This window comes from Tenuifilum sp. 4138str (assembly GCF_041102575.1).
GTDB lineage: Bacteria > Bacteroidota > Bacteroidia > Bacteroidales > Tenuifilaceae > Tenuifilum > Tenuifilum osseticum.
In genome coordinates, this window is record NZ_JBGCUE010000009.1 from 67,205 (window position 1) to 84,570 (window position 17,366).

Below are 17,366 nucleotides of genomic sequence, written 5' to 3' on the forward strand. Positions count from 1 at the left end.
ACTACCTTAACAATGTAACAGTTCCACGCTGATCAAATACTTTTCCGTTTGTAAATGTTCCTATTGCGCGCCAAACATAAACTCCCTGTTCAGCCAAACGGCCGTTAATATAGCCATCCCATCCCACTTTCACGTCGGAAGAGGTAAACACTTGCTCACCCCATCGGGTAAAAATCATCAGCTTGTACTCAACCACACCGTAGTGAATGGGGTGGAACACCTCATTCTTCATATCATGCTCATCGTAAGCGCCACCATTTGGCCCACTGGGGTTAGGTTTAAATGCATCAGGGAACTTCACGTAACCAATACCCTCAACCCAAACAGCAGGATACTTTGATATTGAATCCATACAAATGGCATCGCTATACTTTCTTTCAGCCCAAAGTGAAATTCGGAATTCACCCATTTCCTTGTAGGTATGAGTAGGATCTTTCCGGTTGATATACTTTGTTCCATCGCCCATATCCCAATCGTACGAACATGAATCGCAATCGGTTGTAAGATTCTGTAACCGTACGGTAGCATCGGGCAACATTACCCGTGAAGGGTAAGCATCAAAATCGGCATTGGGCATTGGGTAAACGTGAATTATCCCGTAGGAAAAGCTTTCACCACCCTCGCCCGATGCTCTTAGTTTAACCCTGTAGTAACCCGGATTCTGGAAAACATGAACAGGTTGGAATTCCTTTACTGTTGGACTACCATCATCAAAATCCCACTCGTACTCCTCACCGTAAAGCGAGTTGTTAACAAAATGAACCTCGTGGGGTGCACATCCGTTAGCCATGCTCTGTGTAAAACTGGAAATTGGCTTTGGCGGCATCAGGTACACAATCTTTGAGGTTGAGTCCTTACAGTGAGGGCTGTTTATTACAAGTGAAACATCGTAGGTAAACCCTTTTTCCTTATGTCCCCAACGGGTATAGGTATGTGTTCCGGGATTTTTCTCTGTGCTTGTAGTATTGTCGTCAAAATACCACTTGTAACTCCAGGTATCGGCTGCAGGGGCCGATTGGTTAATTATGGTAAAGGTATTATCAGGAAACTCCTTGAGTGGGGGCTCAACACCTATTAACGCCCTAGGTGTAGCCCAAACGGTAATTTGCTTCACGGTATCGTCAACACAGTCGAACTCAGAACGGGCGGTTAGCTTTACATTGAAAACCTTATCGTTTTCAGTTTCATTCAGGAACGACTGTGATGGGTTGGTGGATGATGAGGTAAACCCATCGTCAAAATCCCATGTAAACAGCATTGCATTGGTGGACAGGTTGGAGAACTGCACGTCGTGTGGGCTACAGCTTTGGTAACCCGGGGTAACATCAAAATTGGCAGTAACATGTGGAAATACCTGAATGGTTTGCGACACGGCATCGTCGCAGCTGTAATTATTTATGGCATGCAGCCAAATTTGATACGATTGGGTAATACTTTGGTTATTATCGAATACATGTACCATGTTCAGCGGCGAGGTTGTTGTACTATCGGCACCATCGCCAAAATCGTAATGGTAGGTTAGGTTTGAACCCAACGTTTTATTCTCAATTTCAACATTAAATGGTGGGCAAGAGATGTAATTACTTTTTAGTTCCATGGCTGCAACTGGACGAGGGAATACTGTTACATCCTTTTTAACCGAGTCGGTACATCCGTGCTCACTGGTTGCTTTAAGCGTTATGGTAAAGTTCTTTTCATTTTGGGTTGATGTATTCCTATACTCCTGCTCAACATTAGCAGAATAGGCATAATTGCCATCACCAAGGTTCCAAACATATTGGTTATTGGCGCTAAAGGATTGGGTTTGATTGATAAACTGAACCAGATGCGGAGTACAACCGGTTGGGTTATAGGTAAAGTCGGGGTAGATACGTGGGTATATGCTTAGTGGCAACTCAAGGGTATCGGCACAGTTCGTATCGTCCTTATACTGTGTTACTAGAGTAACCGTGGGGTTTTGGATGGTTAATCCGGAGTTGGTATAGGTATGCATTCCGGGTTGCTCATCATTGGTTGTGGGGGAGCCATCGCCAAAGTTCCAGCTATACTGGTATAAGGATGAAGTGGAAGTGTTATTAAAACTAATATTAACCGGAGAGCAACCGGCGGTTTTATCCCACGTAAAGGCTGCTTCAACCTTGGGGTTTACTGTAATTGTTCGGCTTATACTATCGCTACAACCTATTGCATTTTTGGATTTGAGCCATACTGTATAGGTAGCGAGATTATCCTTACTAGTATTGATAAAACCTATTCCCTGAGGGGAGGTTTCCGTTGATCGCATTCCGTTGCCAAAATCCCATGTATAGCTACCCAAACCAGTAGAACTGTTAGCAAAATTAACCGTTAGCGGAGTACATCCCCTATCGGAATCTAAATTAAAATCAGCAATTACCTTGGGGTAAATATCAATAAATGGGACGCTTTTAGCGCTAGAGCAGGTTAGTCCGCTATTGGTATGCGACTGCGTTGCGGTTAGAGTTATTGTTGGTTTAATAATGGTGTTAGGTAAGTCATTATCGAAGGTATATACATGGGAAAGGGTTGGACGTGCAGTGGTTTGCTGCTGGGGCACACCGCCCAATGAGTAACCATAGTCCCAGCTAAAATTGGTCCCATTAAGCGATGTATTGGTAAAGTTCACATTGAAAGGCACGCAAATACTATCATATAGCATTGTAAAATCTGCCTCAACCCTAGGATGAATGGTTACTGGAACTTCTACTGATTTTGAGCACCCATTAGCATTAGTTGCCCACAGGGTAACGTTGAACGGCTTATCGGTTGATGTTCTATTATCAAAATCGTGCGTGATATTATCCTGTAGGGTTGTGGCAAACGATTGTCCATCGGCAAAATCCCAGTAGTAGAGCAAATTGCCCCCGGTTGAACTATTGGTAAACTCAATAGGTGAGCCAGGGCATGCAAACTGCGATAAAGCACTTGCTTGAGGTACAACATGGGGATAAACAGTTAAGGTTTTGGTAACAGGTTGACTCACACAATTACCATTTGCATTTGAGGTAATCAGTGAAATTGTATGGGTTTTAATATTGTCGGGGTCTGAGTTATCGGCCTGGTATGTAAATGGAGTTCCATTGGTGCGATTCTCGTTGGGGAAAAGTCCGTCGAATGTCCATTGGTACTGGGTAGCACCAACGCCTGTGGGCGTAAAGGTAACATTGAATGGAGTACAATTACCATCCATTTGCATGGTAAAACCATTGGTAAGCTTGGGGTGAACCGTAACCGTTCTGGTTTCGGAATCGGAGCAGCCGTGAATGTTTGACACGGTTAGGTTAACAGTATATGGTTTACTATTTTGCGTATCGTCGTTATTAAAGGTATGCGAAACCGTTTGAAGGTTTGAGGTAAGGCCATCGCCAAAGCTCCAGCTTGTGAACTGGGGGTGATTGGTTGTTCCATTTACATAACTGTTGCTTACAAAATTAATCGATGCACCCTCGCAAATGGTTTGGTCAACACTAGGAGTAAAGCTGGCGGTTACAGCCGGGTAAACCCTTACCGGTATCGCAGAGTTATCGGTACAACCAGCATTATTGCGCACCCTGAGCGATACGTTGTATAGCTTCTCGGCGCCTGTTAGGTTGTCCTGGGTGCGCGGAATAACTGATGGTACATTTGCCGATGTATAGGTTTGATCAGTATTGCCATCGCCATCAAAATCGAACTCGTACTGGCTTATACCAGGGTGAGTGGTTAAATATATATTGTAGCTATGAGGGGCGCATCCTGCAAGGTTATCGATACTAAACTCTGGTTTTATATAGGGATAAACGGTAAGCGTTTTGGTAACTGCCGATTGGCAACCATGTTCCGAAATTGCTATTAATGAAATGTTAAAAGGTTTATCGGATCCGGTAGTGTTAGTAAATACATGTGAAGGCGAAACCTCCATTGATGTTGATCCATCGCCGAAGCTCCACTGGTATGAACCGTTGGTTAATGCTGAACCTCCAGTGTAGGTGCTAGTATTAGTCAAGGTTAGCGATGCTGGGTTACACTGTGCACCTGCAGGTAAATTGAAATTGGCAGTAACTTCAGGGTAAATAGGTATGGGCAAATCTAACTGCTTTGAACGTGTGCAGCCAGCACTGTTGGTTACGGTAAGTACAGGCTGGAAGTTTCGGGAAGTACCGCTTTGGTTTACTTCCTGGCGTGTAAACACGCTTTGCTGACCAGTCTGAGTGTAGGTTGCATCTGGTGTACCATTACTATCCCAATCCCACTGGAACTGGTTAATACCGGGAAACTTCTGAACGGTAAAATTTAAATCGACTGGCGAGCAGTTACCTGTGGGTGTTACAGAGAATTGTGCATCGACAAATGGCTGAACCGTAACCGGGAATGGACTAGAGAGGTACTCGCAACCATACTGGTTTAAAGCCTTAAAACGAATGTTGTAGGTATGGGCAAAAGCATCGTTATTCTGCAGCTGGTATGTTGTACTTTGCTGGGTTGATATAATGTTTGTATTTGCGCCGTCAATCAAATGCCACTCAAAGGTAGTGGCATTGGTTACATTGGTTGCAGCAAGATTTACATCTAAGGGGGAACACGTTAAATCGCCACTTGCGTTTACGTTAACATTTGCTGCAGGAGTGGGATTTACTGTTATGGTTTGAGGGTACTCGTCAATGCAGCCTCCGCTATTCTGAACCCTCAACCTGATGGTAGTGTGTAGCGGGCTGCCCCCGCTATTTGTTTTACTGAAAGTCCAGTTTGCAGGATCGGTGCTATCAAAAGCACCATCACCATCCTTATCCCACTGCCAGGAGGTAATCCCTCCTGTGCTATTGTTTGTTACCAAAACACTAAATGGCGAGCAGCCTGTTACCCGCTCAACAGCAAAGTTTGCCCTTATGTAGGGTTGCACGGTAACAGGTACTGGCTTTGTAACTGAGCAAAAGTTATACTTGTCGGTAAGGGTAAGCTGAGCGTTGTAAGGAGTTGGAGCACTATTGTAGTTGTAATAGGTGTGAGCCGGGTCGGGTGAAGCCGAAGTTGCCCCATCGCCAAAATCCCAGCGGAACGTTGCCGTTCCATGGTTTCCGGTTGGATTTGCCTTAAAGTTCACAGTAAGCGGATGGCAGTTATTGGGGTCGGACTTGCTATCAATTACCGGACTAATATCGATGTGCGGGTATACCAGAATATCTTTCTTAAACGACTTAACACAGATACCCGTATTATCGGTTACTACTAACGATAGGGTATATCGCAAGGTATCGGTAGTATTATTTAAGAATGGAGCTGATGGGGTAAATGTTACATTGTTGTTTGTCCCCTCGCCCGGATCATCTATATCGCCATCGTTGTTAAAGTCCCAAACGTTACTGGCAGCACCTACTGAATTGTTAATGATTTGAGGGCTAAAAGGAGCACAGCCAGCAAACTGGTCGGTTGTGAAGCTTGGAACTACAGGTTCCGAGACCAGAAAGTTAACCTCGCGGGTATCAGAAAGGCCGCATGCCCCACTAACAGTAACGTTATACTTTATGGAATGTGTAATGTTGGAGGCAACTGGTGTTGGGCTTGAAGGATTATCGAGAAAATCGTGAGGCGTCCATTGGTATTGGGTTCCTCCACTGGCATAGAGCTGACGCGACTCGCCCCAGCAAATTTTATTACCACCAGCCTCATTAACCACCACAAATGCATTGGGGTTAAATGAGTTAAAATCGGAAAAATACCCGTAAAAAGCATCGGCATTAGGGTGTCCGTTTAGAATACCTAAATGGAAAACATCCTTTTCATTGGCAAGCAGGTATGCCTCATCGACCCCAGCCTGAATGTTATCGGCCTTGAACCGGGCAAAACGCCACTGATTGAACGGAGCGGTTGCTCCCACATCCTGATAGCTGGCAGGGTCATTGATCCCTGGAACTATTGCAGTAACATCGTTGCCGTTCTTGTCGTATAGCTTAAAGCCATCCTCGGCTCCCTTGCGGACAAGGATGTTCATGTAAAATTCATAGTACTTACTGCCGAATCCATTGTCGTAATTAGCCTTTGTCCTGTTAAACCCAACCCTGGTTGACCCGGTACATGTTGATATGGTTGGTATAATTGCACCGGCCACCTGGGTATTAATGCCGTTTCCAAAGCCCGATAGATGGTAAACATACACAGGCTTATCGGTTTCAATATTGGTAATTAGATTTGCTGCTGGAATTTGAACCGGTTGAACGCCACGCTCGTTTATTGTTGCAACCACTGCCCCATTCACCTTTACCTGTGTGTTGTTCTGGGTGGCAACAACGTAAACATATTCCTGAGCATTATCCAATACCCCTCTTACCACAGCGTAATGAGTCCCAATATGATCAATTGGCACAAGCTGATCGCCAACAAAATCGACTCCACCACCCGGGCTAACCATATCGTGCCTTGTATTTATGGCAATATCACCACCACTAACCACCTCAACCTTAGTTCCTGCAAGGGTATTATTAGGGTCAGTTTTGTAGTTAACATTGCTATCGTTTTTATAGGGAGCAATAATTGCGGTTTCGCCCCTATTCAGGGTTATTGTAAAGGGTATGTTAGCTGGCTTAAAACTATTAGGCCAAACAAAAACGTCTTTGGTTGGAGTAATGGTTATTTGCGTATTATCCTCCGTGGCAACTATATCGAATGAACTATAGGGCCTGTATAAATAGTTAGAATTATTAGCTACATATGAACTAATTGGATAGCTAGTTTCGAAAGGAATGTAAAATGATTTACCTAATGCATTCTTTCCTTTCAGGGCAAGTAATTCCATATTGTAAATAGCACTAATCTCATAGTAAATGGTTACCGGAGTAGTAGCCTCAATGTGTAAACCCTTGTTGTTTCGGTTTATGGCTGAAGCATTGGAGGTTGTCCAACGCAAACGGTTTTCAATGGATGTAAGAGCAGTTGTTTTGTCGTCGCCTATCAGGTTTAAGGCTGCCAGGTCAATGGTTTGGGTCTTATTTGCAGGAATATTGAAAACCAACGGGCTCCCACCATTGAAATTAGCTTGATTGGCTGGCATGGTTATGGTTACCGTGCTCGATAACGACCCTGTAGTAATTCGCAGGTAAACCGGATATCCTTTATTACCTGGGCTTGCCTCTGTACCACCCCAGTGATATCGGTTTATTTCCGGAACACTGAACCAAAACTCGGTATCGGTTTGTGCAGCTATGCTAAAACTTAACAAAAGCAGAATTACCGGAAAAAGCAATCTAAATCTGTAAACCCTCATTACTAAATCCATTAAAAAATTTTTCAAAATTATTTAAATGAACCTTTTGAGTCAACCCTAAAAAAATAATCATCTCTATCAATATTCCATTTTATCATATTTTTAGGGCATTGGCACATTGTAAAACTGCTAAAAAAATGTTATAAAACATATTTTTTGATGTAACCTTTATTTTTGCCTAACTAAAAAAGTTGGAATTTTGTATCGATTTTTAAAAATATTGCAATGAAGCAACTTGTCACTGTATTACTTCTTCTGCCAATACTAGGCTACTCACAGGTAAAATACTTAAGCGAGGGATTTGAGGCTGGGGTAAAACCCACAGGGTGGAGCGAGGAAAAAGTAAGTGGGAATCGATACTGGCGATACCAAAATGGCGGTTACGCATCGAGCAGTGCCCCTCAATATAGACATCCAAGCAATGCCCATAGCGGAAACTACAATGCCCTTTTCCAGATTGAACAGGTAGGGCCAACTACAAAGCTTATCACTCCTGAGATTGACCTACGCTACTCCACAAAACCTGTACTGGAGTTTTGGAATGCACAGGAGTCGTGGGGAACAAATGACAAGCTGAAGATTTACTACAGAATATCGCCAACCGCTGACTGGAATTTTATTGTTGAATACCCAAATGCAACGGTAGGTTGGGTAAAACGTGAAATCATATTGCCCACTGAGGCAAAATCGGCAAAATGCCAGATTGCCTTTGAGGGTATCTCCAACTGGGGTTGGGGAGTTTGCCTCGATGATGTTGAGATTGTTGAACGAGGGAATGTCCCCCGTGTGGTATACTCCATTGGCGCATTCCAAAGGAATAGCACCATTCCTACTGGAACCACGTCGAACCCAGTTATGGCATTAAACATTGTGGTAAAGGGGAACACCGGGGAGCTAAACCTTACATCGCTAACGGCAACCTATACCGGTACCACCATAGCTGATATCAGCAGCTATAAAATTTACTACTCAACCGACACCCTTAATGTAACTCAAAACCCAATTAATGCCGCGGTTCAGGTCAACGGAAACCAAATCACCTTTAATAACTTCAATAAAACCCTTCAAACCGGTGAGAACTATATATGGATTACCCTGGGTGTTGCAACAACCGGTACACACGGCAATACAGTTGATGTTGAGGTGCAACCTAACAGTATGACCATTAGCGGAAGCACTTACCCATCCACAACGCTAACCCACGAAGGGAAAAGCATTATTGCACAATCAATTTTTACCGATGATTTTGAAGATGGTGGTACACACTGGAGTTTAAATGGCGTTTGGCAAGTCGGCACTCCCCAAGGCGGCGGGATAAACGATCCAACATACACCTACCAGGGTAACAATGTTCTTGCAACAAACCTCAACGGGAATTACCCCGCTGGAATTTCCACATTAACGCCACACGAGGCAATTGTCGGCCCTTTTGATGCCACTTACTTTCAAACCATCAACATCAACTTAAAACGCTGGCTTAATATCGACTTCTTTGATAAAACGCGAATTTATGTCAGCAACAACAATAAATCTACCTGGAATCCTATTTGGTATAATAACAACATTGTTCTTGACAACAACTGGCGGTCGGTTACCCACAACATATCAAACCTTGCCACCCGAAAAAATAACCTGTGGATAAAAATTAGCATCGACACCAGCGACAATTCAACCGAGTATGGCGGCTGGAATATCGATAATTTTGCCGTTACTGGCGACTTTATTGCTACCGATGTGGGGGCCATTCAAATGCTTACACCACAACCCTACTGTGGATTAACAGACCAGGAAGAAATTAAGGTAAAGGTTCGCAATTATGGTGGTGCTAACATTTCCACACCATTTGAGGTGGGTTACTCACTCGACGGCGGATCGACCTTTACACGCGAAACATTTAATCCAACCCTACCGGTTGATGGGGAAGCAACTCTTACTTTTTCCCAGAAAGCCGATTTTAGCACACCCGGCGCTAAAAATATTGTTATAAAAACATTTCACCCAACCGATGAGGACAATAGCAACGATGCCCTTACACAAAACTTTTACGTTTACCCACAGGTAAACACACCCTACTCCACCTCATTCGAGAATTCTACAGCGTACTGGAACGGACATGGCATAAACAAAAGTATTACTTGGGGTATTCCACAGGGCAACGTGCTCAATGGTGCAGCCAATGGTCAAAAAGCATGGGTAACAAACCTGAAATACACCCATAACAACAATGAAACATCGTACCTTGAAAGCCCTTGCTTTAACATCAGTTCCCTGAACTATCCCGTTTTCAGCTTTTACTACAAAATGCAAATTGAGGAGGGCATTGATGGACTAAACCTGGAGTACAGCACCGACGGTGGACGTAACTGGACCCTACTCAATGCCCATTCGGGCTACAGCATAAACTGGTACGATACCCCTGCAGTTACTGCCTTAAATTCAGCAGGATGGAGCAAAAACACATCGGACTATGTAAAAGCAGCAACGCTGCTCCCTTCCGATGCAATCACTGCTGGCAACATAAAGTTCCGATTTGTTTTCAAATCGAACGAGGCCAATAACTATGAGGGAGTCGCCATTGATATGGTAGAAATTTATGAGTTGCCATACGATATTGGATTTACCGCGCTTTACTCCCCTACCGACGCCTGTGAAATAGGTCAGAGTAACCTTACCATTACGCTCAAAAACTTTGGCTACAAGCCTCTACCGGAAAACCTTAAAATTCCTTATGCTGTTAAAATTGATGGCGAGGAACTAACCGATACCATAACCATTTCCTCGGTTCTGAACCAGGACCAATCATCAAACTTCACATCCTCATTTAGCTTCAGCTTTGGTACTGCCAAAACCTATGAGCTGCAGGCATTTAATAAGCTCCAGAACGAACTAAACCGCAGTAACGACACTCTAAAAACCACCCTTGAGGTTTACGGTATGCCCGGGTATACACTAGGTCCCGATATCGGAACACTGCAAGTTGATACGGTGGTGTTAGATGCTGGTAATGGTTTTAGCACCTACCAGTGGAAAACAAAGATACCCGCAAGTTCTCCGGATTGGTCAACCGGTAAATCAACCCAAACCTATAGTGCTGGTGAGGTACAATTTGGACTTTACGCAATTGAAGTGCAGAATACGCGTGGATGTACTGCACGCGATACCATTGAAATTATACAGTCCGATAAGGATTTAAGTGTTATAAGCATCAATAATATTGGTGACGACTGTTTCCACCCCTTACCAATTAACCCAAGTGTTACAATTAAGCACAACGGGAATACACCATTCAATGGTAGCCAAAGCGTTACAGTAGGCTTTAGCGTTAACAAACAAGAGGTTCTTTCTGAAACTTTTACACCATCGAATGGATGGACAACCAATGACACCTATAATTTTACATTTACCGGAACAATAGATATAAGCAACAAGGGGGACTACACCCTTGCAGCTTACACAAAATTTCAGGACGATATCAATAAAACCAACGATACAACTAAACTTAACGTATCAACCTTTGGGTTGCCTGACCTTACACTCAACCCAGCCGACACTCTAACCACCTCGAATGTCGATACCGTTATCCTAACTGCTACAGCAGGCTATTCAACCTATACCTGGCAACGCAAGTTTGTAGGCTCAACCTCGTGGGAAACACTAAGTAACACAACCTACCAGTTGCCCCTACATGGCCTAACCTACAATACACGCTCAGCAACTTACCGTGTTTTAGTGAACAGCACTCAAGGTTGCGGAATGGCTAGCGATTCAGTGTTTATTAACACCCGCGACTTAGGGGTATACAGCATAGAGCACCCCAGCGATACAACATGTTTCTCACCCGATGGGTTTAAGGTAAAGGCGGTTATTCAAAACTACGGCCAGGATGTTTACCCTGCCGGAACCATCATAAATACAGTGGTTACCACCGAGCTGGGACAACAACAGCAAAGCTTCACCTTGACCTCAGAGCTAACACCCGGCGATAGAACAACAATTGAGATGAGCGAATTCACCATTCTGCCTGCCGGCGAACATACCATAACAGTTTCAACGGCTGTAAGTGGCGACCTTAACCCCAACAACGATTCTAAATCGATTGCCGTAAAACTAGTACCTGCACCAACTGTTGAAATTAGCCCCGATACTTTGCGCCAATACTTTACGCCAACCTCAGTTTACACAATTACACCTACATACTCATCCGATTGCGATAGTTACCTGTGGAACGACAACTCAACAGATTCCACCTACACAATTTACGGATTTCCGCCATTTTCAAAATATTATGTTACTGCACAAAATGCTTACAAATGCAGAGCCTCGGATACCCTTTGGGTAGTTAGCAACGATATTGCGCTGCTGCAAATCCTATCGCCTAAAAATGACTGTGAACTTAGCGGTAGCTACGATATTAAATTCCGAATCCAAAATCTGGGACCTGTTATTATCGAAGGAACCCGATTTAATGTTAAGGTTTGGTTAAACGGAAACCTTGCGATTACTGAAACTGTTACCCTTCAAGCTGATTTATCCTACCAAAATGTTAGTGATATTACATTGGTTGCAAAGGCTAATATCACTCACCATGCAGAAATAAGGATTGAAATTATGCCAGAGGATGGAACCGAGGAAATATCGTATGCCAACAATAGTGCTACTCTATACGTAACCTCAACCGGATATCCTACAATTAACTTAGGTCCGGATAGAGATGTTTACGCCTTTACCGATACCATTAAGGCTGGAAACGGTTTCGATGAGTACCTCTGGACAACCGGCTCAACCGACTCAACAATCGTTGTAAACCAAACAGGCACCTATGGCGTAACTGTTTCCGACTACTACGGGTGCACCGCTTACGATGAGATTAATATCACATTCCATCTGGAGGATATTAAAATCAACTCATTGCTATTGCCCCAATCCGGATGCAATATGAGCAATGCCGAAACTGTTCGGGTATCCATACAGAACAGTGGAAACACAACCATAAGTTCAGGCACTCAGTTGATAGTTGGTTTTAAGCAGAACGAAACTGATAAAACCGAAACCGTAACGCTGAACCAGGACTTAGCTCCAGCATCAACCCTAGAGATTTCCCTAACCAACACCATGGATTTTAGCGTTCGTAAAACTCATTCAGTTTGGGTTTGGGTAAAGCTTGCATCCGATATGGTTTCAAGTAACGACACAATCTATCAGGAAATAACAGCCTACCCTGACCTTCTCGTAAACCTTGGCCCCGACGAAACTGCCTGCCAGGGCGCAACGGTTACCATTGATGCTGGAACGTACCCCGGGGCTAGCTACCTGTGGAGTACCGGACAAAACACGCAAAGCATAAGCGTTACCAGCTCTGGGAATTACTCAGTCACCGTTACCGATGCAAATGGCTGCACTGCTACCGATTCAAAAACGGTTAGTTTCTCTGCTTTACCCGATGTAACCCTCAATAACTTTGCCCCTGTGTGTGCCAATCAACCAGAGGTTACCCTTACCGGAGGTTCACCTGCCAATGGAACATGGAGCGGAACTGCTGTTACAGGCAATATTTTCAAGCCAATCGAGGCGGGTGTCGGTGCCCATCAAATTACTTACACCTACACCGACCCAAATGGCTGCACAAATAGCGCAACAAAACCCATTACGGTTAATCCTACACCTGTTGTCAACCTAGGAGCAGACAGAACTATTACCACACCTATAACCCTTGACCCTGGCGAATTCCCCTCGTACCTATGGCACGATGGCTCAACCAGTCGCACCTATTACGTTGATAGAACAGGCACATTTGGAGTGACTGTTACCGATAACAATGGCTGCCAAGGCTACGATGAGGTTTATATCATTTACAATGAGATATTTGATGTTCAGGTTACCGCCTTGAATCAACCCACATCGCACTGCTACGATGAGCAGCCCGACAACGTTAGCGTAACACTCACAAATAAAGGCGGAAAAACCATAAACACCAATGAATCCATTGCCTTATCAATGAATGTAGCAGGCCAAAATGTATCCGAAAATATCACCTTTGATACTCCATTTAAACCCAACGATACAAAGCAGCATAATTTCACCCAAAAGGTAAGCCTTAACAAAGGGCAAAATACATTTACTTTTATTTCAAGGCTAAACAGCATTAACGGAACACAAACCACATACAATATTGATGTTTACGACCTGCCAACCCTTAACCTTGGCGATGGGAAAGACACGCTTAAGGTGTCGCTGCCCTATGAGCTAACCTCAGGCGTTGGGGGTGTAACCTACTCATGGAGTACTGGTGCAACCAGCCCAACCATTACAATTACGGCCGGTTCATGGGGGAAATACTGGTTAAAGGTGACTGACTCCCACGGATGTTCAGCAACCGACACCATTGTTATCTGGTGGCCTGTTGGTGTTACTACCAATGCCATCGATGCAAAAATTGCAGTTTTTCCAAATCCTGCCAATAGCTGGTTTACCCTGAAAATTGAATCCCCTGAGCCAATATCCTACAACATTGAATTGGTTGCACCCCTGGGGCAAACCATCTGGCACGTAAAAACCGAATCGGAAATGCTATGGGAAAGGGTGATAAACTCTTCAAGTTTGCCCAATGGCATATACCTGCTTAGAATTTCCAACCGGATGGGTAGTAAAACAATCAAAATAAATATTTCCCATTAAATAAACGCATCAGTATAACCTTCAAATTTTGATATCAAAAAATAGCAACCATTAGGTTGCTATTTTTTATTCCCTGACATTAGTCATTGTATTACACACGCTTGGAAAATACTTTCGCAAAAATTTCCAAAACAATCCAAGTAACAATAAAAGCATTTTAAGCCATGCATAAAATAGATAAACACCCAATCCTTGAGGTACCTCAGCGCGAAACCGTTACATTCATGTTTAATGGTAATGAGGTTAAAGGAGAAAAAGGATTCACCATTGCCGCAGCGCTACACCAGGCTGGCTTTCCGGTTCACAGCCATAGTATCGAAAACCGTGAACGAAGCCTCGAATGCGGAATTGGCAAGTGCGGCGCTTGCGAGATGCTTGTCGATGGACAAATTAAGCGTATATGTATTACTCCAGTCGATGGGGTAAAGGAAGTTAAGGAAATTCCTCACGAGTACACCCCCGATGTAAAACCAGCAAATAAAAAGGAAAGTACAAAGGTTTACAAAACCACTGTTACAATCATTGGTGCAGGCCCGGCAGGTCTTGCAGCCCGTGAAATACTTCTTGAACATGGTGTTGAGAACATAGTAATTGACAACAACTCAACCATTGGTGGTCAGTTCAACATGCAAACCCACCAGTTCTTCTTCTTTGAACGTGAAAAGAAGTTTGGCGGCATGCGAGGCTTTGAAATTGCAAGTACGCTTGCAGGAGCTAACCACGAAGGTATTTTCCTGAACAGTACCGTTTGGGATATACTTGAAAACAAACGCATTGCCATTAAAAACATTAAAACCGAGGAGATTTACTACGTTGAATCCGATTACCTGGTAATTGCTACGGGAGCCGTTCCGTTTATGCCAACCTTTGAGAACGATGACCTGCCAGGAGTTTACACCGCTGCAGTGGTGCAAAAAATGATGAACCAGGAATTTACGCTACTGGGCAAGAACGTACTCACTGTTGGAGCTGGTAACATTGGCTACCTCACCAGCTACCAGTTAATGCAGGCAGGTGCCCGGGTAAAAGCCATTATTGAAGCTATGCCCCGTGAGGGCGGGTTCCCTGTTCAGGCAAATAGGGTTAGACGATTGGGAATTCCTATCATGTTAGGCAAAATATTAGTTAAGGCGATTCCCAACGAGAACCATACCGGAATTATTGGGGCAGTTATTGCCGACGCCAAGGACTTTAAACCCATTCCGGGTACTGAGCAAATTATTGAAGGCATCGATGCCATAAATATATGCACCGGCTTAGTTCCTGACGATCAGCTCCTGATTAAAGGGAACGAGGTGTTCGGTCGCAATTGCTACGGAGCCGGCGATGCCATTCGCATTGGCGAAGGAACCAGTGCCGTATTAAGAGGAAAGCAAGTGGCCTACGAAATCTTGCAGGATGCTGGAATACGTTGCAGCTACGACACATACCTTAACATCAGCAAGGAATACATCGATAGCCAGCAGCATCCGGTACGGATAATTGAAGAGCCCTTCCGCCCGTCGGAGGAACGACGCAACCGTAAACCCTTTGTTCAAATCGATTGCCTTTATGGCTTTGCCTGCAACCCCTGTACCTTTGCTTGTCCGCATGGTGCAATAACCAAAAACTCAACCAGCACCGTACCCCACATCGACTTTGAAAAATGCGTGGGTTGTATGGACTGCGTTTACCAATGTCCGGGCTTAGCCATTTTCGGATACAGCTACGCCAAGGATTGGCTTTTCCTTCCCATTGAGTATGAAGCCCAGGAGGGCGCTGAGGTTTACCTCGTTGATAATAACGGTAATATCCTTGGCGATGGGGTTATTGAAAAAATTCTCCGAAAACCCAATAAAACCAATGTGGCAAGGGTTAAATCATTGAACCTGCATGGCGATGATATGCTTGCAGCTCGCGGTTTTATTGTAAAATCCAACTACCCTGAGCCTATCCAAATAAAACCATACGAGTATAAACCGCAGGAAAAAATTTATGTGTGCCACTGCGACGATGTAAGTCTCGATGAGATACTTGAAACTATAGGCGACCGCAAGTTTATTTCGGCCGATGAAATAAAGCACACCACACGACTGGGCATGGGGGCATGCCGCGGTAAACGCTGTATTAAGCGTCTGAAAACTACCCTTGCCCCAATGGGCATTCAAATAGTTGGCGATGCCACTCCCCGTGGTCCACTTAGCAACCAGGTAGCAATGGGCGAACTTTACCCAAAGGATGTTCCTGAAACGTACATTACTGGAATCAACGGCAAAAAAGCAAGGGTCGAAAAGGTATCGGCGCTCATAGCTGGCGGTGGAATTGGCGGTAGCGCACTGTTCCGTTACATGTCCGAAGCCGGACTACGGCCCGTTATGCTAAATTACGGTCGTGGGGCAAGCTGGCGTAATATTGCTGGTGGTCGCACAGCCTTCTCGCTACCAGAGATTGCCGACATTGCCCGTCAAAACCACGAAATTTTCAAGGAACTCCATAAAGTTTCGGATATCGACTACCGCCCCATCAACTATGTAACTTTTGCTCACGACGATAACATGCTAAAGGCACTGGAGGCATCAATGGCGTGGAGCGATGCATACATGGTTCAACCTTCCGATTTCCGCAAGGAAATATCACCCTTCATGAACGATAAGCTAAGCACCTACAAAGCAGCACTCATAACCCGTGGGTGTTGGCAAGCCACACCGGGTAAGGTTGTCGACCTACTCCGTAAAATAGGCATTGAGCATGGTGGTACGGTTAAGGAGGATACCGAACTGCTAAGCGTTCACCGCAACGGAAACGGATTTGTCGCCCTAGTGCGGGATCACAATAAAGAGTACATTGAGTATCATGCCGATAACTTTGTGAATGCCCTTGGCCCCGAGGGCGAAAAGTTTAGCCGTCAGCTGGGAATATTCACAGGCATTTACCCGGTTAAGCATCAGGCTTTCATTACCCGTCGTTTGCCATGGCTGGGCATAAACGGTAATCCGCTTGGAATGCTCATCGATAGGAGGAACTACAAAGGCTTTGTGGCAGTTTACGGGCAGCAGCTTGCTGAAACAGGACAAATTATTGGATGTGCTTCTCCGGCAGTTGACCCACGCGAAGCCGATAAAAACCTCAAGATTAACTCGCAGGACTTCCTCGAGATTGCCTCGGAGATATTCTCAAATTGGATACCGCAACTTAGTTCCGTTGGCTTCCAAGCTGTTTGGGCAGGTTACTATGTGGAACCCCGCATGTTTATCGACACCAAGCATGGTCTGTTCACTGGCTTACGAGGACAGGGCTTTATGCTGGGTATGGGGTTGGCCAAGATGTACGTTGATGAGTTAATGGGTCGACAGGTACCCGAGTACTTCAAACGCTTAAGCCTTGAAGGCGATGGCTTACCCGAAAAGGCATTCAAGTAGAAACCAGTAAAAATCGATATGTTTGGGACTCCCCGTTT

Annotated in this window: 3 protein-coding genes; 2 read left to right on the top strand and 1 reads right to left on the bottom strand. The window is 44.5% G+C overall.

Annotated features, from left to right (window positions below; genetic code table 11):
• Position 1 precedes the first annotated feature (1 nt).
• A complete protein-coding gene (locus tag AB6811_RS09510; protein WP_369490221.1) occupies positions 2-7,267 on the bottom strand; it encodes a PKD domain-containing protein in 7,266 nt (2,421 codons plus the stop codon).
• Positions 7,268-7,480: 213 nt separating this feature from the next.
• Between AB6811_RS09510 and AB6811_RS09515 the strand changes: the two genes are divergently transcribed.
• The gene (locus AB6811_RS09515; RefSeq protein WP_369490222.1) at positions 7,481-13,930 is read left to right on the top strand and encodes a T9SS type A sorting domain-containing protein; all 6,450 of its coding nucleotides are present in this window, start codon (positions 7,481-7,483) and stop codon (positions 13,928-13,930) included.
• Positions 13,931-14,094: 164 nt separating this feature from the next.
• Positions 14,095-17,328: an FAD-dependent oxidoreductase gene (locus AB6811_RS09520; protein WP_369490223.1), complete on the top strand. Its 3,234-nt coding sequence runs from the start codon at positions 14,095-14,097 to the stop codon at positions 17,326-17,328.
• Positions 17,329-17,366: the final 38 nt, after the last annotated feature.